A 26005-nucleotide genomic window follows, 5' to 3' on the forward strand; every position below is an offset into this window, starting at 1 on the left:
TCGTTATGTCTGCCAAGAGTGATGATTCACCCAGCGACCTGATCCGCGCCCGGGACGTCGGTGGTTTCGACGTCTGGTCGTTGCCCAGCTTCGATCCCCACGTGCCCGAGCCCGAGCCCGAGCCAGTGGAAGAGCTGCCGGAGATGGAAGAGGTGCCGCTGGAGGAAGTCCAGCCACTGACCCTCGAGGAAGTCGAGGGCATTCGCCAGGAGGCCTACAACGAAGGCTTTGCCATCGGCGAAAAGGAAGGCTTCCACAGCACCTCGCTCAAGGTCCGTCAGGAAGCTGATGTGGCCCTGACGGCCAAGCTGCGGGCGTTGGAATCACTGATGCTCAACCTGTTCGATCCCATCGCCGAGCAGGACACCCAGATTGAAAAGTCGCTGGTGGGGCTGGTGCAACACATCGCCAGGCAAGTCATTCAGCGTGAGCTGGCGATCGATTCGAGCCAGATCGAACACGTCATGCGCGAGGCCCTCAAGCTTCTGCCGTTGGGCGTGGGCAACGTGCGGCTGTACATCAATCCCCAGGATTTCGAGCTGGTCAAAGCCTTGCGCGAGCGTCATGAGGAAACCTGGCGCATCGTCGAAGACGAAGCCCTGTTGCCGGGCGGTTGCCGCGTGGAAACCGAGCACAGCCGCATTGATGCGACCGTCGAAACCCGTATCAGCCAGATCATGGCCAAGCTCTTCGATCAATTACACGAACAGGCCTTGCACCCGGCCGCTGCCGATCTGAGCCTGGAGTTGCCGGACGAACCCCCGGCCGTTTCGCCCGTCGATCCGGACGGTGCCGAGTTGATTGCTGCTGAGCCGGACGGCCGCGATGCGTCTTGAACGCACCAGCTTCGGCAAGCGCCTGGGCAGCTACGCCGAGGCCACCGAGCTGGCCGGCCAGCCGATTCTCGAAGGACGCCTGTTACGCATGGTCGGCCTGACCCTCGAAGCCGAGGGCCTGCGCGCCGCCATGGGCAGTCGCTGCCTGGTGATCAACGACGACAGTTACCACCCGGTACAGGTCGAGGCCGAGGTCATGGGCTTCGCCGGCAGTAAGGTATTCCTGATGCCGGTGGGCAGCGTGGCCGGCATTGCCCCCGGCGCGCGAGTGGTCCCCCTGGCCGATACCGGTCGCTTGCCCATGGGTATGAGCATGCTCGGCCGGGTGCTGGACGGGGCCGGGCGGGCCTTGGACGGCAAGGGCGGGATGAAGGCCGAAGACTGGGTGCCGATGGATGGCCCGACCATCAACCCCCTCAAGCGCGACCCCATCAGCGTACCGCTGGATGTGGGCATTCGTTGCATCAACGGTTTGCTGACGGTCGGGCGCGGCCAGCGGCTCGGCCTGTTCGCCGGTACCGGTGTGGGTAAGAGTGTGCTGTTGGGCATGATGACCCGCTTCACCGAAGCCGACATCATCGTGGTGGGGCTGATTGGCGAGCGGGGTCGCGAGGTGAAGGAGTTCATCGAGCACATTCTCGGTGAAGAAGGCCTCAAGCGTTCCGTCGTAGTGGCATCGCCGGCGGATGACGCGCCCCTGATGCGCCTGCGGGCCGCCATGTATTGCACCCGGATTGCCGAGTATTTCCGCGACAAGGGCAAGAATGTCCTGTTGCTGATGGATTCGCTTACCCGTTTTGCCCAGGCTCAGCGGGAAATCGCCCTGGCCATCGGTGAACCTCCGGCCACCAAGGGCTATCCGCCTTCCGTGTTCGCCAAGCTGCCGAAGCTGGTGGAGCGTGCCGGCAACGCCGAGAAGGGCGGCGGTTCGATCACCGCGTTCTACACCGTGCTGTCCGAGGGCGACGACCAGCAAGACCCCATCGCCGACTCGGCGCGAGGCGTGCTCGACGGCCACATCGTGTTGTCCCGGCGCCTGGCCGAAGAAGGTCATTACCCGGCCATCGACATCGAGGCATCCATCAGTCGGGTCATGCCGTCGGTCATCAGCGCCGAACATATGAAGCGTGCCCAACAGTTCAAGCAATACTGGTCGCGCTACCAGCAAAGCCGCGACCTGATTAGCGTCGGCGCCTATGTGCCCGGCGGCGACCGTGAAACCGATACGGCGATCAATCTCTATCCGGCGATGGCCGTTTACCTGCGCCAGAGCCTGAACGACAACATCGGCATGGGCGCCAGCGAAGCGCACCTGCAAACCATCTTCGCTCCGGTCGCCGGCGGGTAATCGGCCGTGGCCACGAGTCGTGCGGCGCGCCTGGCGCCGGTGGTGGACATGGCCGAAAAGGCCGAGAAAACCGCGGTCCAGCGGCTGGCCTATTTCCAGGGGCAGGTGGCCGTCGCCGAAAGCAAGTTGGCGGACCTCGAGAATTTCCGCCTCGAATACCAGGAGCAATGGATCGCTCGCGGCAGCCATGGCGTCTCCGGTCAGTGGCTGTTGGGTTACCAAGGCTTTCTGGCGCAGTTGGGGACCGCCATCGACCAGCAGCGCCAGAGCCTGGTCTGGCACCAGAACAACCTGGAAAGGGCCCGGCAGAGCTGGCAGGAAGCCTTTGCCCGGGTGGAGGGGCTGCGCAAACTGGTGCAGCGCTATATCGATGAGGCGAGGCAACTGGAAGACAAGCGCGAGCAAAAACTGCTGGATGAATTATCCCAACGCTTGCCACGCCAGGATTCGTTTTGATCATGAAGTCGGGATTTTGTCGGTTGGATGAGCCAAAACCTTGCTCAGTCCTTTACCAGATGCTAAACCTTGTACACGTATGTCCATGACAGGGAAGCCAACTATGTCAGTCGTTACCGAAGTATCCGATGATGGACAGAAGCTGACGATTTCGATCAAGGGTCGATTCGATTTCGGAAAGCATCAGGAGTTTCGTGAGTCTTATGAGAGGCTCAATACGAAGCCTGAGTCCATAGTGGTGGATTTGAAAGAGGCCACTTATCTCGACAGTTCCGCCTTGGGCATGCTCCTGCTATTGCGCGATCACGCGGGTGGCGACGAGTCAGATATTCGGATCGTGAACAGCAACAGCGATGTGAAGAAGATCCTTGGGATTTCCAACTTCGACAAGCTGTTTGATATCTATCCGAAAGAAGACAAAGCGGAAGAGAAGGACGGGCTGGGTCATCACCATCAGGATAAACTCAGATCGGGCAAAGTCTGATCGACAGCCATGTTTTCCGATCTCGAATCGCTGACGGTCCTGATTGCCGAAGACAGCGCCGCTGACCGACTGCTGCTCTCGACCATTGTCCGTCGCCAGGGGCATCACGTACTCACCGCTGCCGATGGCGCCGAAGCGGTCGACATCTATACGGAGCAACGTCCACAGCTGGTGCTGATGGATGCGATGATGCCGGTCATGGACGGATTCGAGGCCGCGCAGAAGATCAAGCTGTTGGCCGGCGAGCAGTTGGTGCCGATCATTTTCCTCACCTCATTGACCGAAAGCGAAGGCCTGGCCCGTTGCCTGGAGGCTGGCGGTGACGATTTCCTGGCCAAACCCTACAACCAGGTGATCCTGGCCGCCAAGATCAAGGCCATGGATCGTTTGCGCCGGTTGCAGGCCACGGTCGTGGAGCAGCGTGACCAGATTGCCCGGCACCACGATTACCTGCTCAACGAGCAGCGGGTCGCCAAGGCCGTATTCGACAAGATTGCCCATTCCGGCTGTCTGAGCGCGCCGAATATCCGCTACCTGCAATCGCCCTACGCCCTGTTCAACGGCGACTTGTTGCTGGCTGCGTTCAATCCGGCCGGCGACATGCACATCCTGCTGGGGGATTTCACCGGGCACGGCCTGCCGGCGGCGGTCGGGGCGATGCCGCTGGCGGAAGTGTTCTACGGGATGACCGCCAAAGGCTATGGCCTGGCGCAGATCCTGCGGGAAATGAACGCCAAGCTCAAACGCATCCTGCCGGTGGACATGTTCTGTTGCGCGACGCTGCTTTGCCTGGGCTTCCAGCGCTGCACGGTGGAAATCTGGAATGGCGGCATGCCCGATGGGTACCTGCATGACAGTCTCACTGGCGTGCGCACGCCATTGCCGGCGCGGCACTTGCCATTGGGCGTGCTCACGCCTCAACTGTTCGATGATCGTACCGAAGTGCATCCCATGGCGCTGGGTGACCGGGTCTTCCTGCTGTCCGACGGCGTGATCGATACCAGCGATGACGATGACCAGTTGTTCGGTGTGGAGCGGTTGCAGCAGGTATTTGCCGCCAACCGTGAGCCCGATTGTCTTTTTGAAGATATCCAGCAGGCCCTGCGGGACTTTCGTGGCGAGGCCCGCGACGATTTCAGCATGGTCGAAGTGCGGATGGTCGCGCCGACGCAACTCAATCCGCCACCACCGGTCTATTCCGATAGCGGCCAGTCCAGTCCGCTGGACTGGTCGGTGAGTTTCGAGTTTCGGGCCCAGACCCTCAAGCGCTTCAACCCGATGCCGTACTTGCTGCAATTGCTGCTTGAGGTGCATGGGCTCAGGGCTCAAAGTGGCGCGCTCTACAGCGTTCTATCGGAGCTCTACTCCAATGCCTTGGAGCATGGAGTGCTGGGGCTCGATTCGAGCATCAAGCGTGATGCCTCCGGCTTTGCGCGCTATTACATGGAGCGCAGCAGCCGACTGGATGAACTGGCCGCCGGTCACATCCGGGTACACTTGCATGTCACGCCCCACGGCGACGGTGGTCGCCTAGTGATCGAGGTTGAAGACAGCGGTGAGGGCTTCGATGTTGCCCGTGTGCTGGCCCAGCCGCTGAGCAGTGATCGGTTGTCGGGACGTGGTGTCAGCCTGGTGCGTCAGTTGAGCCACCAGGCCTGTTGGTCAGACGATGGTCGTAGTGTCCGCGCGGAGTTTTTCTGGGAGGCTCTGGCATAATCCGCGCCACTCTTGATCAGGGAGCGAACAAGTGAACGAGATTCATCTGGACCGCGACGTGCTCAGCACGTTGAAGGAAGTCATGGAGGAAGGGTATCTGGAGCTGCTGGATACGTTTCTCAACGACTCCGAGGCACGCTTGCGCGTGCTGCATGAAGCCCGCGACGCCGAAAAGCTGAGCGCCACCGCCCACAGTTTCAAGGGCAGCAGCAGCAACATGGGCGCCATCCGCCTGGCCGAACTGTGTGGTGAGCTGGAGCAGCGTGCCAAACAGCCCTCCCTGGGCGGCATCGAGAAGCTGGTCAGCGAAATCGACAGCGAATTCGCCCATGTCCGAAATCTCTGCCAGGAAGAGCGCGAAGGCTTTCACTGCTGAGTGATGACCTGTCAGGCGTCGCCACTGTCCGGACGTTGGCCCGCCCCTTGCATTGTCCAGTTCCGACTGTACCTATGATTTCAGTGCAGCGGAGACCTTTTTATGCCCGTTACGCCCAATACACTGCTTCAGGCCGCTGCGCAGGCCAAGCCGCAGGCCGCCGTCAATCCGCCGGCAGCGGCGCCGGACCTCGGCAATAGAGCCTCCAGCTTCGCCCAGGTCTTCGCCCAGCAAGCCCCCGTCAAATCCTCGTCGGCCCCTGAGCCTGCGATGAAGCCGGTGCGCGACAAGACCCCCGACAGCAGCGTCAAAAAGAACGCCAGCGATGAAACGGCTGCCGCCCCGGAGCCGGCCGTTGCCGATAGCGGCAAACCCTTGCCCGCCGACAAGCCGGTCAAGGCCGATGACACGGCAGACAATGACACCGATGCCGACAGCGAGACCGAGACCCCGGTAGCGGACGCGGCCCCTGCCGATACTGTCGTCGACCCGATGTTGCCGCCGGACGTGGCTGCGCCTGTGGTCCAGGCCGACGTGGTGCCTACGCCTGTGGTGGATGCCTCGACTGTGCCGCAGGTGGCGGCTGCGGTGGCGACTCCGGTCGTGCCGCTGGCCCCGGCCGCGCCGCCAGAGGACCCGAAGTTCGACCCCGAGGCCGACCCGCTCGACGCCTTGCCGGCATTGCGACTGGCAATGGAGCAGGGGGGTCACGTTTCCGCTACCAGCCAATCCAAGACCGCCGCCCCGGCTCCTCTCGACGGTGAGCCGACGTCAGCCCAGACCTTTGCCGCCGGCATGGCAAGCATGCTGACTGTGCAAGCTGACCAGAACAGTACCGGTCCTGGCAGCCAGGGCGGGGAAAAGGCATTCAGCGGGCTGATCGGCGAGGGCCTCAAGGATCTGGGCTCGGCTTCCAGTGACACCCGCGTGGATGATTTCGCCAACCGTCTGGCGGCCCTGACCCAGGCGGCTACGCCCAAGACCGCCAATGCGGTGCCGGTCAACCAGCCCATCGCCATGAATCAGAGTGGCTGGACCGAAGAAGTGGTCAACCGGGTGATGTATCTGTCGAGCGCCAATCTCAAGGCTGCCGACATCCAGCTGCAGCCCGCCGAGCTCGGTCGCCTGGACATCCGGGTAAACATGGTGCCGGATCAACAGACCCAGGTGACCTTCATGAGTGCCCACTCCGGCGTTCGCGAAGCCCTCGAAGGCCAGTTGCATCGCCTGCGGGACAGTTTCGCCCAGCAGGGCATGGGCCAGGTCGATGTCAACGTGTCCGATCAGTCCCGTGGTTCGCAGAACCCGGATCAGCAGGCGCAGCAGCAAGCCCAGGCCGGACGCACGTCATCCTCCGGCGGGCGGGTGGGTTCGGCAGATGAACCCCTGCCGGCCAGCGTCGCTGAGGTGGCGGCCGCTACCACCAGCGTCATCGGCACCAGCGCGGTCGATTACTACGCCTGATCGGCGAGGTAACCCCTTGTGGGAGCGAGCCTGCTCGCGATATCGGTAGACCAGTCACCCATAAAGTGTCTGAGCCACCGCTATCGCGAGCAGGCTCGCTCCCACAGGTGTTTTCGGGTGTTGCAAATTGCTTCTGGCATAACACTTGCTCCTGCCTTGCCATGCAACCGTAAACCCCCCGATTAGTGACGGATTATTGGCATGGCGAAGAGCGAAGCAGCAGCTGTAAAAGACCCCGCAACCAAAGGCAAACTCAAGATGATCATCCTGATCGTGGTGGGTTTGCTCCTGGCGATCGGTGTGTCCGTGGGGGCAACCTGGTATGTCATGCACAGTGCTCAGAGCAAGCCGGCGGCAGTGGTCGAGGCCGCGCCGGTGGGCAAGCAGCCAGCGATTTTCGAGCCCATGGCACCTGCCTTCGTCGCCAACTACACCCAGAATGGCCGTCAACGCTACATGCAGGTCAGCATCACCTTGCTGGGGCGCAACCAGGCTGATCTGGAAGCGCTGCGGGTGCACATGCCGCTGATCCGCAACAATCTGGTGATGCTGTTCTCCGGACAGAATTTCGACACCCTCGCCACCCCCGTCGGCCAGGAAATGCTCCGTCAGAAAGCCACGGCCAGCGTGCAGGAAGTGGCTCAGAAAGAGCTCGGCAAAGTGGTGATCGAACAGTTGCTCTTCACTAACTTCGTATTGCAGTAGGAACCCGCCATGGCCGTGCAGGACCTGTTGTCCCAGGACGAAATCGACGCGCTGTTGCACGGCGTCGATGACGGCCTGGTGCAGACCGAAAACGCTGCTGAACCGGGCAGCGTCAAAAGCTACGACCTGACCAGCCAGGATCGCATCGTTCGCGGACGCATGCCGACCCTGGAAATGATCAACGAACGTTTCGCCCGCTACACCCGCATCAGCATGTTCAACATGCTGCGTCGCTCCGCCGATGTAGCGGTCGGTGGCGTGCAGGTGATGAAGTTCGGGGAGTACGTGCACTCGCTGTATGTGCCCACCAGCCTCAATCTGGTGAAGATCAAGCCGTTGCGCGGCACCGCGCTGTTCATCCTCGATGCCAAGCTGGTATTCAAGCTGGTGGACAACTTCTTCGGCGGTGACGGTCGTCATGCCAAGATCGAGGGCCGTGAATTCACCCCGACCGAGCTGCGGGTCGTGCGCATGGTGCTGGAGCAGGCCTTTGTCGACCTGAAGGAAGCCTGGCAGGCGATCATGGAAGTGAACTTCGAGTACATCAACTCGGAAGTGAACCCGGCCATGGCCAACATCGTCGGTCCGAGCGAAGCCATCGTGGTCTCGACCTTCCACATCGAACTCGATGGTGGTGGCGGAGACCTGCACGTGACCATGCCGTACTCGATGATCGAGCCGGTGCGTGAAATGCTCGACGCCGGTTTCCAGTCCGACCTCGACGACCAGGACGAGCGCTGGATCAATGCGTTGCGCCAGGACGTGCTGGATGTCGACGTGCCGATCGGTGCGACGGTTGCCCGGCGTCAGTTGCGCCTGCGGGACATCCTGCACATGCAGCCGGGGGACATCATTCCTGTCGAAATGCCGGAAGACATGATCATGCGTGCCAATGGCGTACCGGCCTTCAAGGTCAAGATGGGCTCTCACAAAGGCAACCTGGCGTTGCAGGTGATCGAGCCGATCGAACGCCGCTGAGCAAGGTCGAACGCTTTAGTTTGTAGCTGAATTTTACGTTTTCAACTGATTTTTGCCCGCCGAGGACAAATGATGGCTAATGATATGAACAACCAGGACGACCAGTCGCTGGCTGATGAATGGGCCGCCGCCCTGGAAGAAGCCGGTGAAACCGGGCAGGACGACATCGACGCCTTGCTGGCCGCGGACACCGGTGCCCATGCGTCCAATCGCTTGCAGATGGAAGAGTTTGGCAGCGTGCCGAAAAGCAACGAGCAGGTGACGCTGGACGGGCCTAATCTGGACGTGATTCTCGACATCCCCGTGTCGATTTCCATGGAAGTGGGCAGCACCGACATCAACATCCGCAACCTGCTGCAACTCAACCAGGGCTCGGTGATCGAGCTCGATCGCCTGGCGGGTGAGCCGCTGGACGTGCTGGTCAACGGCACCCTGATCGCCCATGGCGAAGTAGTGGTGGTCAACGAGAAGTTCGGCATTCGCCTGACGGACGTGATCAGCCCGAGCGAACGCATCAAGAAGCTGCGCTGAGTGAAAGGTCTTTTCGCTACCGCCCTGATGTTGCCGTTGAGCGTGATGGCGGCCGAACCCGCGAGCACCGCGGCCATTGCGTCGACGGCCGGCAGTGGCCTGGCCGGACAACTGGCGCAGTTGGTGCTTGGCCTGTTGCTGGTGCTGGGGGTGATCTTTTTGCTGGCCTGGCTGCTGCGGCGCGTGCAGCAGGCGGGTCCCACCGGCAAGGGTCAGGTCATCGACATCGTCGGCTCCCGCGCGCTCGGCCCGCGGGACCGGCTGGTGCTGGTGCAGGTCGGCAACGAGCAGATCCTGCTGGGCCTGAGTCCGGGCACCATCACTGCGCTGCATGTCCTCAAGGAGCCGGTGCAGGTGCCTGCCACCGACCAGGCCACCCCCGAATTTGCCCAGCGCCTCATGGAACTGCTGGGTAAAGACCAGAAGGATAAGAAGTAATGCCGCTGCGCATTCTGTTGGTGCTGGCCCTGATGCTGGCCGCGCCGTTGGCGTTCGCCGCCGATCCGTTGTCGATCCCGGCGATCACCCTTGGTACCAATGCCCAAGGAGCCCAGGAATACTCGGTCAGCCTGCAGATCCTGTTGATCATGACTGCGCTGAGTTTCATCCCGGCGTTCGTCATGCTGATGACCAGTTTCACCCGGATCATCATCGTCTTTTCGATCCTGCGCCAGGCCCTGGGGTTGCAGCAGACGCCGTCGAACCAGATCCTCACCGGCATGGCGCTGTTCCTGACCATGTTCATCATGGCGCCGGTGTTCGACCGGGTGAACCAGGATGCGCTGCAACCTTACCTGGCGGAAAAAATCACCGCCCAGGACGCCGTGGCCAAGGCTGAAGTGCCGATCAAGGATTTCATGCTGGCCCAGACCCGCAGCAGCGACCTGGATTTGTTCATGCGCCTGTCCAAGCGCACCGACATCCCCAGTGCCGACCAGGCACCGCTGACCATCCTGGTACCGGCGTTCGTGACGTCCGAACTGAAAACCGCGTTCCAGATCGGTTTCATGATCTTCATCCCGTTCCTGATCATCGACCTGGTGGTCGCTAGCATATTGATGGCGATGGGTATGATGATGCTGTCGCCGCTGATCATTTCCCTGCCGTTCAAGATCATGCTGTTCGTGCTGGTGGATGGCTGGGCCTTGATCATCGGCACCCTGGCGGGCAGTTTCGGCGGTGTTTAGACCATTTGCAGGTAGGGCGATATGACTCCTGAAGTAGCGGTAGACCTGTTCCGCGAAGCGCTCTGGCTGACGACCGTGATGGTCGCCATCCTGGTGATTCCCAGCCTGTTGGTGGGCCTGTTGGTGGCGATGTTCCAGGCCGCGACCCAGATCAACGAACAGACCCTGAGCTTCCTGCCACGCCTGCTGGTCATGCTGGTGACGTTGATCGTTTCCGGGCCCTGGCTGGTGCAAACCTTCATGGAATACATCCTGCGGCTGTACGGCAGTATTCCGCAGTTGATCGGCTGACCGGATGTCGATGCTCGCGCTGACGGACACCCAGATCGGCTCCTGGGTGGCGGCTTTCGTCCTGCCGTTGTTTCGTGTCACTGCCGTGCTGATGAGCATGCCGGTCTTCGGTACGACCCTGGTGCCAAGGCGCGTGCGCTTGTATTTCGCCCTGGCTATCACGGTGGTCATCGCGCCAGGGTTGCCACCGATGCCGCCGGTTCATGCCCTGGACCTCAGTGCGCTGATGCTGGTGGCCGAGCAGATCCTCATCGGGTCCTTGCTGGGATTTTCGCTGCAGCTGTTTTTCCAGGCGTTCGTGGTGGCCGGGCAAATCATTTCGATCCAGATGGGCATGGCCTTCGCGTCCATGATCGACCCCACCAACGGCGTGAACACGGCGGTGATCGGTCAATTTCTGACGATGCTGGTGACGCTGCTGTTTCTCGCCATGAACGGACACCTGGTGGTGTTCGAGGTGCTGACCGAGAGCTTCACCACGATGCCGGTGGGCAGCGCGCTGCTGGTCAATCATTTCTGGGAGGTTGCCGGCAGGCTCGGCTGGGTCCTGGGGGCGGCGATGATATTGGTGTTGCCTGCGATCACGGCTTTGCTGGTGGTCAACATTGCATTTGGCGTGATGACCCGGGCGGCGCCGCAGTTGAACATTTTTTCCATCGGTTTTCCGCTGACCCTTGTGCTGGGTATGGTGATTTTCTGGGTCAGTCTGGGGGATATCCTCAATCAGTATCAGCCGCTGGCCACCCAGGCCTTGCAGCTGCTACGCGACATGGCACAGGCGCGCTGAAGCATGGCCGAGAGCGAGAGTGGCCAGGACAAGACAGAAGACCCCACGGAGAAGCGCAGGCGCGAGTCCCGGGAAAAGGGTGAGATCGCACGCTCCAAGGAGCTCAATACCCTTGTGGTGATGTTGGCCGGCACTGGTGGGCTCCTCATCTATGGGGGCGGATTGGCCCTGGATCTGCTGGAAATCATGCGCCTGAATTTCTCCCTGCCGCGTGAAGTGCTGCTCAGTCCGGGCGCCATGACGCAGTACCTGCTGCACTCGGGCAAGATCGCGATCGTGGCGATGCAGCCAATCCTGATCTTCTTGCTCCTGGCAGCTTTTATCGGGCCGATCTCTCTGGGGGGATGGCTGTTCGCAGCCGGTAGCCTGGCCCCCAAGTTCAGTCGGATGAATCCGTTGGCGGGCCTCAAGCGCATGTTTTCCATCTCGGCCCTGATGGAGCTGCTCAAGGCCTTTGGGAAGTTTCTGCTGGTCTTGTCCGTGGCTTTGACGGTGTTGCAGTCGGACATTGACGATGTGCTGCGCATCGCTCATGAGCCACTGGAACAGGCCATTATCCACAGCGTGCAACTGGTGGGCTGGAGCGCCTTGTGGATGGCTTGCGGCCTGATGCTGATCGCTGCGATCGATGTGCCGATCCAGCTGTACCAAAGCAAGCAGAAGCTGATGATGACCAAGCAGGAGGTTCGTGACGAACACAAGGATCAGGAGGGCAAGCCGGAGGTCAAGCAGCGGATTCGTCAGTTGCAACGCGAAGTGTCCCAGCGACGGATGATGGCGGCGATCCCGACGGCCGATGTGGTCATCACCAACCCGACCCACTACGCCGTAGCGCTCAAGTACGACCCGGACAAAGGCAACGCTCCGGTATTGCTGGCCAAGGGCAGCGATTTCCTGGCGCTGAAGATCCGTGAGATTGCCGTGGCCAATGAAGTGATGCTGCTGGAGTCGCCGGCCCTGGCGCGATCGATCTATTACTCCACCGAGCTCGACCAGGAAATTCCGGGCGGGCTGTACCTGGCGGTGGCCCAGGTGCTGGCCTATGTCTACCAGATCCGCCAGCACCGCGCCGGCAAGGGCAAGCGCCCCGATCCGCTCAAGGATTTGCCGATTCCGCCGGATCTGCGCCGCGATCCTGAATAAATCGTGCGCCAGGTCCTGCTACTGACAAACCCTGTGGGAGCGGGCTTGCTCGCGAAGGCGTCGTGCCAGTCATGCATCTATCAACTGATACACCGCCATCGCGAGCAAGCCCGCTCCCACAGGATTCGTGTTCTGGCTTGGAGGCTTGTATTCCAAGGTCTGGCAAAAGTTGGAAGGCTTCTTGCAATACCCCGTCTGCGCCTGTATCGGGCGTCAAAAGTTTGCTTCACAGGAACGGGGTATTTTGGTGGATCGCTCTCAGTTACTCAGCACCGCGCGCAGCAACGTCGTAGACCTCAGTCGGGGCAATCTGGGCGTCCCGCTGTTGCTGATGGTCATGCTCGCCATGATGATGCTGCCGGTGCCACCGTTCCTGCTGGACGTGTTCTTCACGTTCAACATCGCCCTATCGATCGTGGTGCTGCTGGTGTGCGTATATGCCCTGCGCCCGCTGGATTTCGCCGTGTTCCCGACCATTTTGCTGGTGGCCACGCTGTTGCGCCTGGCGCTGAACGTGGCGTCTACCCGCGTGGTCATGCTCCACGGTCAGGAAGGTCATGCCGCCGCCGGTAAGGTGATCCAGGCCTTCGGTGAGGTGGTGATCGGCGGTAACTACGTGGTCGGTATCGTGGTCTTCGCCATCCTGATGATCATCAACTTCGTGGTGGTCACCAAGGGTGCCGGGCGTATTTCCGAAGTGAGCGCGCGTTTCACCCTCGACGCCATGCCCGGCAAGCAGATGGCGATCGACGCCGATCTCAACGCCGGCCTGATCGATCAGAGCCAGGCCAAGCTCCGTCGTCTGGAAGTGGCCCAGGAGGCCGAGTTCTACGGCTCCATGGACGGTGCGAGCAAGTTCGTGCGCGGTGACGCCATCGCCGGCCTGTTGATCCTGTTCATCAACCTGATCGGCGGCATGGCTGTCGGTATCTTCCAGCATCAGATGAGTTTCGGTGATGCAGGCAAGGTTTACGCCTTGCTGACCATCGGTGACGGTTTGGTGGCGCAATTGCCATCACTGTTGTTATCCACAGCGGCGGCGATCATGGTGACCCGTGCTTCGGGCTCCGAAGACATGGGCAAGCAGATCAGCCGGCAGATGTTCGCATCGCCCAAGGCCCTGGCCGTGGCCGCCGGGCTGATGGCGGTGATGGGTCTGGTCCCGGGCATGCCGCACATTTCCTTCCTGAGCATGGCGGCCGTGGCGGCAGGCGGCGCCTATCTGTTCTGGAAGAAGCAGAACGTGCAGAAAGTCCAGGCATTGCAAGAGGTCAAGCGCCAGCAGGAACTGCTGCCATCGCCGGCCCGTGCCCTGGAGACCAAGGAGCTGGGCTGGGACGATGTGACCCCGATCGACATGATCGGCCTGGAAGTCGGCTATCGCCTGATTCCACTGGTGGATCGCAACCAGGGCGGCCAACTGCTGGCGCGGATCAAGGGGGTGCGCAAGAAGCTGTCCCAGGACCTGGGCTTCCTGATGCCCACCGTGCATATCCGCGACAACCTCGACCTGGCGCCCAGCGCCTATCGCCTGACGCTGATGGGGGTGATCCTGGCCGAAGCCGAGATCTACCCGGACCGCGAACTGGCGATCAATCCAGGTCAGGTCTATGGTTCGCTCAATGGCATTACCGCCAAGGACCCGGCTTTTGGTCTGGAGGCGGTGTGGATTGAAATCAGTCAGCGGGCCCAGGCCCAGTCCCTCGGTTACACCGTGGTGGACGCCAGTACGGTAGTTGCGACGCATTTGAACCAGATTTTGTACAAACACTCCAGCGAACTGATCGGCCACGAAGAAGTCCAGCAATTGCTGCAGGTGCTGGCCAAGGGGTCGCCGAAACTGGCCGAAGAACTGGTGCCGGGCGTGGTTTCGTTGTCGCAGTTGCTCAAGATCTTGCAGGCGCTGCTGGCCGAACAGGTGCCGGTACGCGACATCCGCAGTATTGCCGAAGCCATCGCCAACAACGCTTCCAAGAGTCAAGATACCGCCGCCATGGTGGCCGCGGTGCGGGTCGGCGTATCCCGTGCAATCGTCCAAAGCATTGTAGGCACTGAGTCGGAGCTGCCTGTGATCACGCTGGAGCCAAGGTTGGAACAGATATTGCTCAATAGTCTTCAGAAGGCAGGGCAAGGCTCGGAAGAGGGTGTTCTGCTGGAGCCAAGCATGGCCGAGAAGCTGCAACGTTCGTTGATCGAGGCAGCCCAGCGGCAAGAGATGCAAGGCCAACCGGTGATCCTGCTGGTGGCGGGTCCGATTCGTGCGATGCTCTCGCGATTCGGTCGCCTCGCGGTCCCGGGGCTGCATGTGCTGGCGTACCAGGAAATACCGGACAACAAGCAAGTGACCATTGTTGCGACAGTAGGGCCCAACGGCTGAGGTAGTGGGTTATGCAAGTGAAGCGTTTTTTCGCCGCCGATATGCGTCAGGCCATGAAACTGGTTCGTGACGAGCTGGGCGCCGAAGCAGCCATCATCGGCAACCGCCGGATCGCCGGTGGTGTCGAGTTGACGGCGGCTCTGGACTACAAGCTGTCTGCGCTGGCCCCGCGGGTTCCGAACATGGAACTTGAGGATGAGCTGCGCAAGACCCAATCGCGCATCGCCAGCGCCCAGGCCGAGTTGAGCCTGCGCAGCAGCGAAGGCGAGGCCGCGCCGGGCACCAATCGTCAATTGTTTGCCGGTCAGCCGTTGACCGCGGGCCTGCCACTGACCGCTGCCGAACCGCTGATCGAGCCGACCCCGGTTGAGCCGCGTCGTCCGGCGCCGGCGCCTGCCGCACCGGCTCCCGGTGTCGATCCGCGTGCGCTGGACTCGATGCGTTTCGAACTCAACAGCTTGCGCGAACTGATGGAAGTCCAGCTCGGCTCGCTGGCCTGGAACCAACTGCAAGGCAGCCGTCCGGCCCAGGCCAACCTGTGGCGCCGCCTGCAACGCATTGGCCTGTCCGGCCCGCTGGCCCGCGACCTGCTGGCGCTGATCAATGATATTCACGAGCCTCGCCAGGCCTGGCGCATGCTGCTGGCGCATCTGGCGCGGATGATCGCCACGCCGGAAGTCGAGCCGCTGGAAGAGGGCGGGGTGATTGCCATGGTCGGCCCGGCCGGCATGGGCAAGACCACCACCCTGGCCAAGCTCGCCGCCCGTTATGTGCTCAAGTACGGTGCCCAGAGCATTGCCCTGGTCAGCATGGACAGCTTCCGTATCGGCGCCCAGGAGCAACTCAAGACCCTGGGCCGGATTCTCAACGTGTCGGTGACCCATGTGGATCCGGGCCAATCCCTGGCCCAGGCGCTGGAGCCCCTGCTGCGCAAGCGCGTCGTACTGATCGATACCGCGGGCCTGCAAGCCAGCGATCCGGCCCTGCGCATGCAGCTTGAAAGCCTGGCCGGGCGCGGCATCAAGTCAAAAAATTATCTCGTGTTGGCAACCACCAGCCAGAAACAGGTTCTAACCGCCGCCTACCACAGCTACAAACGCTGCGGATTGGCCGGTTGCATCCTGACCAAGCTGGACGAAACGGCAAGCCTGGGCGAGGTATTGAGCCTGGCGATCGGTCACGATCTGCCGGTGGCGTACCTGACCGATGGGCCGCGGATCCCGGATGATTTGCATCTGCCGCGTCGCCACCAACTGGTCAGCCGTGCCGTGAGTGTGCAAATGCAGGACGAACCCAGCGAAGAAGCCATGGCTGACATGTTCGCTGATATCTACCACAGCCCGACCAAGCAGGTTGGCTGAGGTAATCATGAATATTTTTTGTACCTACATCGATGGTCTGCCAGGCAATGTTCCGTATGTGAACGCGCAGCCAGTAATGTGGCCTCCGTCTAAGTAAGACAGGTAAAGAACGAACATGGGCAGCATGCATCCCGTACAGGTGATCGCGGTGACCGGCGGCAAAGGTGGCGTCGGCAAGACTAACGTGTCAGTGAACTTGTCCCTGGCTCTGGCAGAGCTTGGCCGACGGGTCATGCTGCTGGACGCCGACCTGGGCCTGGCAAACGTCGACGTGCTGCTGGGGCTCACACCCAAACGCACGCTGGCGGACGTGATCGAAGGCCGCTGCGAACTGCGCGACGTGTTGTTGCAGGGGCCGGGCGGGATTCGCATCGTGCCGGCCGCCTCCGGCACCCAGAGCATGGTTCATCTGACCCCGGCCCAGCACGCCGGCCTGATCCAGGCATTCAGCGACATCGGCGACAACCTCGATGTGCTGGTGATCGACACGGCGGCGGGCATCGGTGATTCGGTCGTCAGCTTCGTGCGCGCCGCCCAGGAAGTGCTGCTGGTGGTCTGCGACGAGCCTACCTCCATCACCGACGCCTACGCCCTGATCAAGCTATTGAACCGCGATTACGGCATGAACCGCTTCCGCGTCCTGGCCAACATGGCCCAGAGCCCGCAGGAAGGGCGCAACCTGTTCGCCAAGTTGACCAAGGTCACCGATCGCTTCCTGGACGTTGCCCTGCAGTACGTTGGCGCCGTGCCGTACGACGAAAGCGTACGCAAGGCGGTCCAGAAGCAACGTGCCGTCTATGAAGCCTTTCCCCGTTCCAAATGCGCGCTGGCGTTCAAGGCAATCGCCCAGAAGGTCGATACCTGGCCACTGCCGGCCAACCCACGCGGGCACCTGGAATTTTTCGTCGAGCGTCTCGTGCAACAAACAGCAGGGCCCGTGTTATGACAGCCAGCGGTTACAACCACCTCTACAAGAAATCGGCACGGGACGCCCAATACGAGTTGATCGAGCGATACGCGCCCCTGGTCAAGCGCATCGCCTATCACTTGCTGGCGCGGTTGCCGGCCAGTGTCCAGGTCGAAGACCTGATCCAGGCAGGCATGATTGGCCTGCTCGAAGTGGCTAACAAATACGACGCGAGCAAGGGCGCCAGTTTCGAGACCTACGCCGGCATTCGCATTCGCGGCGCGATGCTCGACGAAGTCCGCAAGGGCGATTGGGCGCCCCGTTCGGTACACCGCAATACCCGCATGGTCAGTGACGCCATTCGCGCTATTGAAGCGAAAACCGGACGAGACGCTAAAGATCACGAAGTTGCGGCCGAACTCCAGTTGAGTCTCGATGATTATTACGGGATTTTGAACGATACCTTGGGCAGCCGTCTGTTCAGTTTCGACGACCTGTTGCAGGACGGCGATCATGAAGGGCTGCATGAGGATGGCGCGAGTACGCACATGGAGCCTGCGCGTGACCTGGAAGACGAACGTTTCCAGAGCGCGCTGGCCGATGCGATTGCCAATTTGCCGGAGCGTGAGCGACTGGTCTTGGCGCTGTACTACGACGAAGAGCTGAACCTCAAGGAAATCGGTGAGGTCCTGGGGGTCAGCGAATCGCGGGTCAGTCAGTTACACAGCCAGTGCGCCGCCCGTTTGCGGGGGCGTTTGGGGGAGTGGCGAGCGCGCTGACAGTCGGTGCGGGGAGGTTGCTGACAGGGTTTGCGTGGCACGTGTTGCGCAGTCTCGATCCGTTGCGTCCCGCACCGTTGTCGAATGCTGTACCGGATTGATTGAAATGGCGCGTTCAGGTGCTGTACGCGTTTAAGACTGCTTGGAGGTCGAATTGGACAAGAACATGAAAATCCTCATCGTTGATGACTTTTCAACGATGCGGCGGATCATAAAAAACCTGTTGCGTGACCTTGGGTTCACCAACACGGTCGAGGCCGACGATGGCACCACTGCCATCCCGGTTCTCAACAGCGGGAGCATCGACTTTCTGGTGACTGACTGGAACATGCCTGGCATGACCGGTATCGACTTGCTGCGCCATGTGCGCGCCGATGAAAAACTCAAGCACCTGCCGGTGCTGATGGTCACCGCCGAAGCCAAGCGCGAGCAGATCATCGAAGCGGCCCAAGCCGGTGTGAACGGCTATGTGGTCAAACCCTTCACGGCCCAGGCGTTGAAAGAAAAGATCGAAAAGATCTTCGAACGCATCGGTTAACGGCGCCACGGGGGAGCTATGGAGAATAATGAAGCTTCAATGGGCGATTTCGAATCGACCCTGAAAAAACATGCCCGCGAACTGGTCGACAGCCTTGAAAAAGGTCGTTTCGGCGATGCTGTCCAGATGATCCACGAGCTCAATCAGACCCGGGATCGTGGCCTGTACCAGGAAGTCGGCAAGCTCACCCGTGAGTTGCACAGCGCGATCGTCAACTTCCAGATCGATCCGAACATGCCCCAGGCCGAAGAGGTCTCGCAGATCACTGACGCGACCGAGCGGCTGTCCTACGTGGTCAAGCTGACCGAGGCTGCCGCCAACCGCACCATGGACCTGGTGGAAAGTGCCACGCCGCTGGTCAATGGCCTTGGCGATGAAGCCCAGGCCTTGAGCGTCGACTGGGGCCGTTTCATGCGTCGTGAAGTCGGCGCGGAAGAGTTCCGGGACCTGGCGCGTCGGGTCGACGGTTTTCTGACACGCAGCAGCGCCGATAACCGCTCTGTCGCGAGCAACCTCAACGATATTCTGCTGGCCCAGGACTATCAGGACCTGACCGGCCAGGTGATCAAGCGCGTCACCCAATTGGTCACCGAAGTCGAAAGCAATCTGCTCAAACTGGTGTTGATGGCCAGCCAGGTCGATCGCTTTGCGGGCATCGAACACGACCGTGAAGCGATACTTGCTGAAAAAGATCCACAAAAACATCTCTCTCAGGGTGAAGGTCCGCAAATTCATGCCGATAAAAGAGAAGACGTTATGTCCGGTCAGGACGATGTGGACGATTTGCTGTCCAGCCTTGGATTTTAGCCCTGTTTTAGGAGCACCCCATTAATGAGCTTCGGCGCCGATGAAGAGATCCTTCAGGATTTCCTGGTTGAGGCCGGCGAGATTCTAGAGCAACTGTCCGAGCAATTGGTCGAGCTGGAAAGCCGACCGGATGATGCGGATTTGCTCAATGCAATCTTTCGCGGTTTCCACACTGTAAAAGGAGGCGCCGGCTTCCTTCAGCTCAACGAGCTGGTGGAGTGCTGCCACATTGCCGAGAACGTGTTCGACATCCTGCGCAAGGGTGAGCGTCGCGTGGATTCGGAATTGATGGACGTGGTGCTCGAAGCGCTGGATGCGGTCAACAGCATGTTCAACGAGGTGCGTGACCGTTCGCCGATCACCGCCGCCACCCCTGAGTTGCTCGCCGCGCTGTCGCGCCTGGCCGAGCCGCAATCGGCTGACGAAGCCGCTCCAGTCGAGACCACGGTTGAAGAACCCGTTGCCGAGGAGCCGGTCGCCGAGGAATCGGGCGATATTACCGATAACGAATTCGAACAGCTGCTGGACTCCCTGAGTGCCGTCAAGGCCGAAGCTCAGGCCCAGGCCCAGGCTCCGGTAGCTGCCGCGCCCGCCGATGCCGGCGCGGCCAGCGATGAAATCACCGATGCGGAGTTCGAGTCACTGCTCGATCAACTGCACGGCAAGGGCCAGTTCGCCGTCGATGCGGTTGTCCCGCCACCAGCCCCTGCCGCGCCGAAAGCCGCGGGCGACAGCTCCGACATCACCGACGATGAATTCGAAGCCTTGCTCGATCAGCTGCACGGCAAGGGTACTTTTGCCGTTGACGCCCTGGAGTCGGCCATTGCCTCCACGCCTGCTCCGGGCAAGCCTGCCGCCGCAGCGGCCGGTAGCGACCTGATCACCGATCAGGAATTCGAATCGCTGCTCGACGATCTGCACGGCAAAGGCAAGTTCAGCGAAGTCGGCACGGCCTCTGTCGCGCCAGCTGCCGCACCGGCCGCCAAGGCCGCGCCAAAACCCGCCGCCAAGGCACCGGAACCCAAGGCCGAGACACCGGCCCCGGCACCCAAGCCTGCTGCAGCGGCCGCTGCGCCTGCGCCTGCCCGTACACCTGCGGCGGCGTCATCTGCGCCGACGGAAAAACCGACCAGTGAAGCCGAAACCACCGTTCGGGTCGACACTGCGCGCCTGGACGAGATCATGAACATGGTCGGCGAACTGGTGCTGGTGCGTAACCGTCTGGTACGCCTGGGCCTCAACAGCCAGGACGAAGCCATGTCCAAGGCCGTGTCGAACCTCGACGTGGTCACGGCCGATCTGCAGACCGCGGTCATGAAGACCCGGATGCAGCCGATCAAGAAAGTCTTCGGACGCTTCCCGCGCCTGGTACGTGACCTGGCTCGTCAGCTCAAGAAAGAAATCAACCTGGAACTGGTGGGTGAAGATACCGACCTCGACAAGAACCTCGTCGAGGCCCTGGCCGACCCGCTGGTCCACTTGGTGCGCAACGCGGTCGACCATGGCATCGAGTCGCCGGAAGAACGCGAAGCCGCGGGCAAGGTCCGTAGCGGCAAGGTGATCCTGGCCGCCGAGCAGGAGGGCGACCATATCCTGCTGTCGATCTCCGACGACGGCAAAGGCATGGACCCGGAAGTGTTGCGTGCCATCGCCGTCAAGCGCGGTGTGATGGACAAGGACGCTGCCGACCGCCTGAGCGATACCGAGTGCTACAACCTGATCTTCGCTCCCGGCTTCTCGACCAAAACCGAGATTTCCGACGTGTCGGGTCGTGGCGTGGGCATGGACGTGGTGAAAACCAAGATTTCCCAGCTCAACGGCTCGATCAACATCCACTCGGTCAAGGGCTCGGGCTCGAAGATCCTCATCAAGGTCCCGCTGACCCTGGCGATCATGCCGACCTTGATGGTGATGCTGGGCAACCAGGCGTTCGCTTTCCCACTGGTCAACGTCAACGAGATCTTCCACCTCGACCTGTCGCGTACCAACGTGGTGGACGGCCAGGAAGTGGTGATCGTGCGGGACAAGGCACTGCCATTGTTCTACCTCAAGCGCTGGTTGGTCAGCTCCGCGGCGCATGTGGAGCAGGGCGAGGGCCACGTGGTGATCCTTTCGGTAGGTACCCAGCGGATCGGCTTCGTTGTCGACCAGCTCGTGGGCCAGGAAGAAGTGGTCATCAAGCCATTGGGCAAAATGCTCCAGGGCACCCCGGGCATGTCCGGCGCCACCATCACCGGCGACGGCCGCATCGCGCTGATCCTCGATGTACCGAGCATGCTCAAGCGTTACGCCGCGCGGCGTATTTGATTCTGGAGGGGCGCGGCCCAGTGCCGTGCCTCGTCTAACGGAGTGTTTATGGTAGTTAAAGTCCTGGTGGTGGACGATTCGGGGTTCTTCCGCCGCCGCGTCTCGGAAATTCTCTCGGCGGACACGACGATTCAGGTCGTCGGTACCGCGACCAATGGCAAAGAGGCAATCGATCAGGCCCTGGCACTCAAGCCGGACGTGATCACCATGGACTATGAGATGCCAATGATGGATGGCATCACGGCGGTGCGGCATATCATGCAGCGCTGCCCGACCCCGGTATTGATGTTCTCGTCCCTGACCCACGAAGGTGCCCGTGTCACCCTCGACGCGCTGGATGCCGGGGCGGTGGATTTCCTGCCGAAGAACTTCGAGGACATCTCGCGCAACCCCGACAAGGTTCGGCAGTTGCTGTGCGAGAAGGTCCACAGCATTTCCCGCAGCAACCGCCGTGTGAGTGCCTACACACCACCGGCCCCCGCGCCCGTGGCTGCACCGAGTCCCGCGCCGTCGTCGGGCAGCTTCAATCCGCCCCCGGTACGCAGTGCCCCGGCCCCTGCGCCCACACGTCCGACTCCGGCCAGTGCGTCGTCGCCGGCACCTAAGCGCAAGGCCTACAAGCTGGTTGCCATCGGCACGTCCACGGGCGGTCCGGTGGCGCTGCAACGGGTCCTGACCCAGTTGCCGGCCAACTTCCCAGCCCCCATCGTGTTGATCCAGCACATGCCCGCGGCCTTCACCAAGGCGTTCGCCGAGCGCCTGGACAAGCTGTGCAATATCAGCGTCAAGGAAGCCGAGGACGGCGATATCCTGCGGCCGGGCCTGGCACTGCTGGCTCCGGGTGGCAAGCAGATGATGGTCGACGGTCGCGGCGCGGTGAAAATCCTGCCGGGCGACGAGCGCCTTAACTACAAGCCCTGTGTGGACATTACTTTCGGTTCCGCAGCCAAATCCTACGGTGACAAAGTTCTGGCGGTGGTGCTGACCGGTATGGGCGCCGACGGTCGCGAAGGCGCCCGTCTGCTCAAGCAGGGCGGCAGTGCTATCTGGGCCCAGGACGAAGCCAGTTGCGTGATCTATGGCATGCCGATGGCGATTGTCAAAGCGGACCTGGCCGATGCGGTGTACGGGCTGGACGACATCGGTAAATACCTGGTCGAGGCGTGTCTGTAATGGATGTCCTCAGCCTGATCGGCATCATCATGGCGTTCGTCGCCATCATTGGTGGCAACTATCTGGAAGGCGGTCATCTCGGCGCCCTGGCCAATGGCCCAGCGGCGCTGATCGTGCTCGGTGGCACCATCGGCGCCGCGCTGTTGCAATCGCCCATGAGTGCTTTCAAGCGTGCCATGCAGGTGCTGGTCTGGATTCTGTTTCCACCACGGGTCGACCTGGCCGGCGGCATCGACCGTGTCGTGAACTGGAGCCTGACTGCCCGCAAGGAAGGCCTGCTCGGCCTGGAAGGCGTGGCCGATGCCGAACCTGACAACTACTCGCGAAAAGGCCTGCAATTGCTGGTGGACGGCGCCGAGCCGGAAGCCATCCGCAGCATCCTGGAAGTGGATTTCTACACCCAGGAAAGCCGCGATATCGAAGCGGCCAAGGTTTTCGAAAGCATGGGCGGTTATGCGCCTACCATCGGCATCATCGGTGCGGTGATGGGCCTGATCCACGTGATGGGCAACCTGGCTGACCCCTCGCAATTGGGTAGCGGCATCGCCGTGGCGTTCGTGGCCACTATCTATGGCGTGGCCAGCGCCAACCTGGTGTTGTTGCCAATTGCCGCCAAACTCAAGTCTATTGCCTTGCGCCAGTCGCGTTATCGCGAAATGTTGCTGGAAGGAATCCTGTCGATCGCCGAAGGTGAAAATCCGCGCTCCATTGAATTGAAGCTCCAGGGCTTCATGGATTAATGGGAGTAATGGACCATGGCGCGTCGCCGGAATCATGAAGAGCACGTCAATCATGAACGTTGGTTGGTGTCCTACGCCGACTTCATCACATTGCTGTTCGCCTTTTTCGTGGTCATGTATTCGATCTCCTCGGTCAACGAGGGCAAATACAAGGTCATCTCCGAGGCGTTGATCGGCGTCTTTACCGACTCGGACCGCGCCCTCAAGCCAATTCCCATTGGCGACGAGCGGCCCAAGACGACCACGCCGGCCAAGCCGCTGGTCCGTGACGCCGAGCAGGTCGATGCCGGCATTGCCGGTGGCAGCGACCCGTTGAAAAGCATCGCCGACGACATCAGCGCGGCATTCGGCGACCTGATCAGCTCCAACCAGATGACCGTGCGCGGCAACGAGTTGTGGGTGGAGATCGAACTCAACTCCAGCCTGTTGTTCGGTAGCGGCGACGCCATGCCCAGCGACATGGCGTTCAACATCATCGACAAGGTGGCGGCGATCCTGAAGCCGTTCGATAACCCGATCCATGTGGAGGGGTTCACGGATGACCAGCCGATTCGCACCGCGCAGTATCCAACCAACTGGGAATTGTCTTCGGCCCGTTCCGCGAGCATCGTGCGCATGCTTGCGATGCAGGGTGTGAACCCCGGCCGCCTGGCGTCGGTGGGGTATGGCGAGTTCCAGCCGGTGGCCAACAACGCCACCGTCGAAGGTCGGGCGAAAAATCGGCGCGTGGTATTGGTGGTGTCGCGCAACCTTGATGTACGCCGCAGCCTGACCGGTACCGGCACGGCCAACGCAAAGCCGGACGCTGCATTGAAGCGGGCTGGCACACAAACTGCACCGACCCCGGTCAAGACACCGGGAAGACAGAGTGCCGTCAATTCTCCGTCACCCGCTTTATAACCGAGCTATTTCTCGGTCGAGCCTGTTTCGGCCGGGAGGAACGATCTGAATGAGAGTCTGGGCAGTTGCCAATCAAAAAGGTGGGGTGGGTAAAACCACCTCTTCCATCGCTTTAGCCGGATTACTGGCCGAGGCGGGCAAGCGTGTGGTCATCGTCGACCTGGACCCCCATGGCTCGATGACCAGCTATTTTGGCTACGATCCCGATAGCCTGGAGCACAGCAACTACGACTTGTTCCTGCACCGGGGCAATGTGCCTGAGGGACTGCCAGGACAATTGTTGCTGTCCACCAGCGACGAGCGGATTTCGCTGTTGCCGTCGAGCACCGCGCTGGCCACCCTGGAGCGGCAGTCGCCGGGGCAGGGCGGCTTGGGCCTGGTGATCGCCAAGAGTCTGGCGCAGCTGTGGCAGGATTTCGATTACGCGATCATCGACAGTCCGCCGCTGCTGGGTTTGCTGATGGTCAATGCCTTGGCGGCCAGCCAGCAACTGGTGATCCCGGTGCAGACCGAGCACCTGGCAGTCAAGGGGCTGGAGCGGATGGTCAACACCCTGGCGATGGTCAACCGCTCACGCAAACAGTCGCTGCCGTTCAGCATCGTGCCGACCTTGTTCGACCGTCGTACCCAGGCGTCCATGGGAACCTTGCGCGTATTGCGGGACATGTACCCGGATGAAATCTGGCAGGGCTACATCCCGGTCGACACGCGCTTGCGCGATGCCAGCCGCGCCGGTGTGACCCCTTCCCAGTTCGATGGCAAGAGCCGTGGCGTGCTGGCCTACCGGGCCTTGCTCAAACACCTGCTGGCCCAGCAACTTGTTCCTCAGCAGGTGGCCTGATTGAACGCCTCTAAACGCTCTGCAGGCTCAAGTCTGATGGCACTCATGCCGATAACGTTCATATGCGGTGCACTGTTTTCATGAACCGCCCGATCAAGACAACCTCGCGTCCGCAAATGGCCTTGCAGTCCTACCTGGATGGGCTGTTGCAGGAAGCGACCGAAGAATTTCCACCGGAACCGAGCGTGCCCGAGGCTTTGCCCGCGCCCGTCGAAGCCGAAGGTGTGCTGGATGAGTTTCAGGCGGCCGTGCTCGAGGAGCAGGCCCGTGATGCACGCAAGTCAGTGGTTGTCGCAGCGGTGGAGGCACCGTTCGCCAGGCCACCGGTGAAAGTCATGGAGGCGCCTGCGCCGGTGCTCGCGGCGGTTTCCACCGTTGCACCGTTGTTGCAGGGCCTGGTGACGCCAGTGGTGGAAGTCCATCTGCCGCCGAGCAACACGCCGCCGCCGGTAGAAACTGACGACCGCCCGGCCTGGGCCGCGGAGCCGTTCGAGTGTCTGTTGTTCGATGTGGCCGGGTTGACCCTGGCGGTGCCGCTGGTATGCCTGGGGTCGATTTACTCCCTGGCCGGGCACGAATTGACGCCGTTGTTTGGCCAGCCGGATTGGTTCCTCGGGATTCTGCCGAGCCAGGCCGGCAACCTGAAGGTACTGGATACCGCGCGCTGGGTGATGCCGGACCGTTATCGCGATGATTTTCGCCAGGGCCTGCAATACGTGATTTCGGTACAAGGTTACGAGTGGGGATTGGCGGTGCACCAGGTCAGCCGTTCGCTGCGCCTGGACCCGAACGAGATCAAGTGGCGCAGCCATCGAGGGCAACGGCCATGGCTGGCGGGTACGGTGATCGAGCATATGTGCGCCTTGCTGGACGTTTCCGAGCTGGCGGAGCTGATCGCCAGTGGCGGGGCAAAACACCTGGGCGGCACCAAGCCGGTCCAGAAACCGAAATAACACAGTCGGTGGCGCACAGC

Annotated in this window: 27 protein-coding genes; all 27 read left to right on the top strand. The window is 61.4% G+C overall.

What is annotated here, in order from left to right; all coding sequences use genetic code 11:
* The first annotated feature begins 5 nt into the window (after positions 1-5).
* The 27 genes from fliH to LOY35_RS08200 all read left to right on the top strand — a co-directional run bounded on the left by fliH (position 6) and on the right by LOY35_RS08200 (position 25985).
* Positions 6-836: a flagellar assembly protein FliH gene (gene fliH / locus LOY35_RS08070; protein ID WP_041020345.1), complete on the top strand. Its 831-nt coding sequence runs from the start codon at positions 6-8 to the stop codon at positions 834-836.
* Entirely contained in the window at positions 826-2184 is a 1359-nt protein-coding gene (gene fliI, locus LOY35_RS08075; protein WP_144928253.1) for a flagellar protein export ATPase FliI, read from the top strand. The genes fliH and fliI overlap by 11 nt, the downstream gene beginning before the upstream one ends.
* A 6-nt stretch (positions 2185-2190) precedes the next feature.
* Positions 2191-2640, top strand: a complete 450-nt coding sequence (gene fliJ, locus LOY35_RS08080) for a flagellar export protein FliJ (protein ID WP_258631870.1) — start codon at positions 2191-2193, stop codon at positions 2638-2640.
* A 103-nt stretch (positions 2641-2743) separates the two neighbouring features.
* Positions 2744-3124, top strand: a complete 381-nt coding sequence (locus tag LOY35_RS08085) for an STAS domain-containing protein (RefSeq protein WP_258631871.1) — start codon at positions 2744-2746, stop codon at positions 3122-3124.
* 9 nt (positions 3125-3133) lie between these two features.
* Entirely contained in the window at positions 3134-4840 is a 1707-nt protein-coding gene (locus tag LOY35_RS08090; protein ID WP_258631872.1) for a SpoIIE family protein phosphatase, read from the top strand.
* 31 nt (positions 4841-4871) lie between these two features.
* Positions 4872-5216 (top strand): Hpt domain-containing protein, encoded by a 345-nt coding sequence (locus tag LOY35_RS08095; RefSeq protein WP_041020349.1) that lies wholly within the window; start codon positions 4872-4874, stop codon positions 5214-5216.
* Positions 5217-5318: 102 nt separating this feature from the next.
* Positions 5319-6680, top strand: coding sequence for a flagellar hook-length control protein FliK (locus tag LOY35_RS08100; RefSeq protein ID WP_258631873.1), 1362 nt, complete (start codon positions 5319-5321; stop codon positions 6678-6680).
* Between the two features lie 201 nt (positions 6681-6881).
* Positions 6882-7385 (top strand): flagellar basal body-associated protein FliL, encoded by a 504-nt coding sequence (gene fliL, locus LOY35_RS08105; RefSeq protein ID WP_258631874.1) that lies wholly within the window; start codon positions 6882-6884, stop codon positions 7383-7385.
* 9 nt (positions 7386-7394) lie between these two features.
* The gene (gene fliM, locus LOY35_RS08110; protein WP_003184019.1) at positions 7395-8363 is read left to right on the top strand and encodes a flagellar motor switch protein FliM; all 969 of its coding nucleotides are present in this window, start codon (positions 7395-7397) and stop codon (positions 8361-8363) included.
* Between the two features lie 72 nt (positions 8364-8435).
* The gene (fliN, locus tag LOY35_RS08115; RefSeq protein ID WP_041020352.1) at positions 8436-8894 is read left to right on the top strand and encodes a flagellar motor switch protein FliN; all 459 of its coding nucleotides are present in this window, start codon (positions 8436-8438) and stop codon (positions 8892-8894) included.
* Positions 8895-8921: 27 nt separating this feature from the next.
* Positions 8922-9332, top strand: a complete 411-nt coding sequence (gene fliO / locus LOY35_RS08120) for a flagellar biosynthetic protein FliO (protein WP_258633508.1) — start codon at positions 8922-8924, stop codon at positions 9330-9332.
* The gene (gene fliP, locus LOY35_RS08125; RefSeq protein ID WP_258631875.1) at positions 9332-10081 is read left to right on the top strand and encodes a flagellar type III secretion system pore protein FliP; all 750 of its coding nucleotides are present in this window, start codon (positions 9332-9334) and stop codon (positions 10079-10081) included. The genes fliO and fliP overlap by 1 nt, the downstream gene beginning before the upstream one ends.
* 21 nt (positions 10082-10102) lie before the next feature.
* Positions 10103-10372, top strand: a complete 270-nt coding sequence (gene fliQ, locus LOY35_RS08130; RefSeq protein WP_139647212.1) for a flagellar biosynthesis protein FliQ — start codon at positions 10103-10105, stop codon at positions 10370-10372.
* A 4-nt stretch (positions 10373-10376) separates the two neighbouring features.
* Positions 10377-11159 carry a flagellar biosynthetic protein FliR gene (fliR, locus tag LOY35_RS08135; protein WP_258631876.1) on the top strand — a complete coding sequence of 261 codons (783 nt, stop codon included), beginning with the start codon at positions 10377-10379 and terminating at the stop codon, positions 11157-11159.
* Between the two features lie 3 nt (positions 11160-11162).
* Positions 11163-12302, top strand: a complete 1140-nt coding sequence (gene flhB / locus LOY35_RS08140) for a flagellar biosynthesis protein FlhB (protein ID WP_258631877.1) — start codon at positions 11163-11165, stop codon at positions 12300-12302.
* 247 nt (positions 12303-12549) lie between these two features.
* A complete protein-coding gene (flhA, locus tag LOY35_RS08145; protein ID WP_258631878.1) occupies positions 12550-14679 on the top strand; it encodes a flagellar biosynthesis protein FlhA in 2130 nt (709 codons plus the stop codon).
* Positions 14680-14690: 11 nt separating this feature from the next.
* Positions 14691-16040, top strand: a complete 1350-nt coding sequence (gene flhF, locus LOY35_RS08150; RefSeq protein ID WP_258631879.1) for a flagellar biosynthesis protein FlhF — start codon at positions 14691-14693, stop codon at positions 16038-16040.
* 115 nt (positions 16041-16155) lie between these two features.
* Positions 16156-16986, top strand: coding sequence for a flagellar synthesis regulator FleN (fleN, locus tag LOY35_RS08155; RefSeq protein ID WP_003184001.1), 831 nt, complete (start codon positions 16156-16158; stop codon positions 16984-16986).
* Positions 16983-17726, top strand: coding sequence for an RNA polymerase sigma factor FliA (gene fliA, locus LOY35_RS08160; RefSeq protein ID WP_024778673.1), 744 nt, complete (start codon positions 16983-16985; stop codon positions 17724-17726). The genes fleN and fliA overlap by 4 nt, the downstream gene beginning before the upstream one ends.
* Before the next feature lie 166 nt (positions 17727-17892).
* Positions 17893-18264, top strand: coding sequence for a chemotaxis response regulator CheY (locus LOY35_RS08165; protein ID WP_003183998.1), 372 nt, complete (start codon positions 17893-17895; stop codon positions 18262-18264).
* Positions 18265-18282: 18 nt separating this feature from the next.
* A complete protein-coding gene (locus LOY35_RS08170; RefSeq protein ID WP_258631880.1) occupies positions 18283-19071 on the top strand; it encodes a protein phosphatase CheZ in 789 nt (262 codons plus the stop codon).
* A gap of 24 nt (positions 19072-19095) precedes the next feature.
* Positions 19096-21378 (top strand): chemotaxis protein CheA, encoded by a 2283-nt coding sequence (locus LOY35_RS08175; RefSeq protein ID WP_258631881.1) that lies wholly within the window; start codon positions 19096-19098, stop codon positions 21376-21378.
* A 48-nt stretch (positions 21379-21426) separates the two neighbouring features.
* Positions 21427-22551 carry a chemotaxis response regulator protein-glutamate methylesterase gene (locus LOY35_RS08180; RefSeq protein WP_258631882.1) on the top strand — a complete coding sequence of 375 codons (1125 nt, stop codon included), beginning with the start codon at positions 21427-21429 and terminating at the stop codon, positions 22549-22551.
* Positions 22551-23291, top strand: coding sequence for a flagellar motor protein (locus tag LOY35_RS08185; RefSeq protein ID WP_041022218.1), 741 nt, complete (start codon positions 22551-22553; stop codon positions 23289-23291). Before LOY35_RS08180 ends, LOY35_RS08185 begins: the two co-directional genes overlap by 1 nt.
* A 15-nt stretch (positions 23292-23306) precedes the next feature.
* Positions 23307-24191, top strand: coding sequence for a flagellar motor protein MotD (gene motD / locus LOY35_RS08190; RefSeq protein WP_258631883.1), 885 nt, complete (start codon positions 23307-23309; stop codon positions 24189-24191).
* A 49-nt stretch (positions 24192-24240) separates the two neighbouring features.
* Positions 24241-25032, top strand: coding sequence for a ParA family protein (locus LOY35_RS08195; protein WP_258631884.1), 792 nt, complete (start codon positions 24241-24243; stop codon positions 25030-25032).
* A gap of 80 nt (positions 25033-25112) precedes the next feature.
* Positions 25113-25985, top strand: coding sequence for a CheW domain-containing protein (locus LOY35_RS08200; RefSeq protein ID WP_258631885.1), 873 nt, complete (start codon positions 25113-25115; stop codon positions 25983-25985).
* Positions 25986-26005: the final 20 nt, after the last annotated feature.

It is taken from the genome of Pseudomonas sp. B21-028 (assembly GCF_024749045.1).
Classification (GTDB): domain Bacteria; phylum Pseudomonadota; class Gammaproteobacteria; order Pseudomonadales; family Pseudomonadaceae; genus Aquipseudomonas.

Coding starts and splice junctions, on each gene's coding strand:
- fliH (WP_041020345.1), top strand. CDS start 6: ATGTCTGCCAAGAGTGATGATTCACCCAGCGACCTGATCCGCGCCCGG.
- fliI (WP_144928253.1), top strand. CDS start 826: ATGCGTCTTGAACGCACCAGCTTCGGCAAGCGCCTGGGCAGCTACGCC.
- LOY35_RS08085 (WP_258631871.1), top strand. CDS start 2,744: ATGTCAGTCGTTACCGAAGTATCCGATGATGGACAGAAGCTGACGATT.
- LOY35_RS08090 (WP_258631872.1), top strand. CDS start 3,134: ATGTTTTCCGATCTCGAATCGCTGACGGTCCTGATTGCCGAAGACAGC.
- LOY35_RS08100 (WP_258631873.1), top strand. CDS start 5,319: ATGCCCGTTACGCCCAATACACTGCTTCAGGCCGCTGCGCAGGCCAAG.
- fliL (WP_258631874.1), top strand. CDS start 6,882: ATGGCGAAGAGCGAAGCAGCAGCTGTAAAAGACCCCGCAACCAAAGGC.
- fliM (WP_003184019.1), top strand. CDS start 7,395: ATGGCCGTGCAGGACCTGTTGTCCCAGGACGAAATCGACGCGCTGTTG.
- fliN (WP_041020352.1), top strand. CDS start 8,436: ATGGCTAATGATATGAACAACCAGGACGACCAGTCGCTGGCTGATGAA.
- fliO (WP_258633508.1), top strand. CDS start 8,922: ATGTTGCCGTTGAGCGTGATGGCGGCCGAACCCGCGAGCACCGCGGCC.
- fliP (WP_258631875.1), top strand. CDS start 9,332: ATGCCGCTGCGCATTCTGTTGGTGCTGGCCCTGATGCTGGCCGCGCCG.
- fliQ (WP_139647212.1), top strand. CDS start 10,103: ATGACTCCTGAAGTAGCGGTAGACCTGTTCCGCGAAGCGCTCTGGCTG.
- fliR (WP_258631876.1), top strand. CDS start 10,377: ATGTCGATGCTCGCGCTGACGGACACCCAGATCGGCTCCTGGGTGGCG.
- flhB (WP_258631877.1), top strand. CDS start 11,163: ATGGCCGAGAGCGAGAGTGGCCAGGACAAGACAGAAGACCCCACGGAG.
- flhF (WP_258631879.1), top strand. CDS start 14,691: ATGCAAGTGAAGCGTTTTTTCGCCGCCGATATGCGTCAGGCCATGAAA.
- fleN (WP_003184001.1), top strand. CDS start 16,156: ATGGGCAGCATGCATCCCGTACAGGTGATCGCGGTGACCGGCGGCAAA.
- fliA (WP_024778673.1), top strand. CDS start 16,983: ATGACAGCCAGCGGTTACAACCACCTCTACAAGAAATCGGCACGGGAC.
- LOY35_RS08165 (WP_003183998.1), top strand. CDS start 17,893: ATGAAAATCCTCATCGTTGATGACTTTTCAACGATGCGGCGGATCATA.
- LOY35_RS08170 (WP_258631880.1), top strand. CDS start 18,283: ATGGAGAATAATGAAGCTTCAATGGGCGATTTCGAATCGACCCTGAAA.
- LOY35_RS08175 (WP_258631881.1), top strand. CDS start 19,096: ATGAGCTTCGGCGCCGATGAAGAGATCCTTCAGGATTTCCTGGTTGAG.
- LOY35_RS08180 (WP_258631882.1), top strand. CDS start 21,427: ATGGTAGTTAAAGTCCTGGTGGTGGACGATTCGGGGTTCTTCCGCCGC.
- LOY35_RS08185 (WP_041022218.1), top strand. CDS start 22,551: ATGGATGTCCTCAGCCTGATCGGCATCATCATGGCGTTCGTCGCCATC.
- motD (WP_258631883.1), top strand. CDS start 23,307: ATGGCGCGTCGCCGGAATCATGAAGAGCACGTCAATCATGAACGTTGG.
- LOY35_RS08195 (WP_258631884.1), top strand. CDS start 24,241: ATGAGAGTCTGGGCAGTTGCCAATCAAAAAGGTGGGGTGGGTAAAACC.
- LOY35_RS08200 (WP_258631885.1), top strand. CDS start 25,113: ATGAACCGCCCGATCAAGACAACCTCGCGTCCGCAAATGGCCTTGCAG.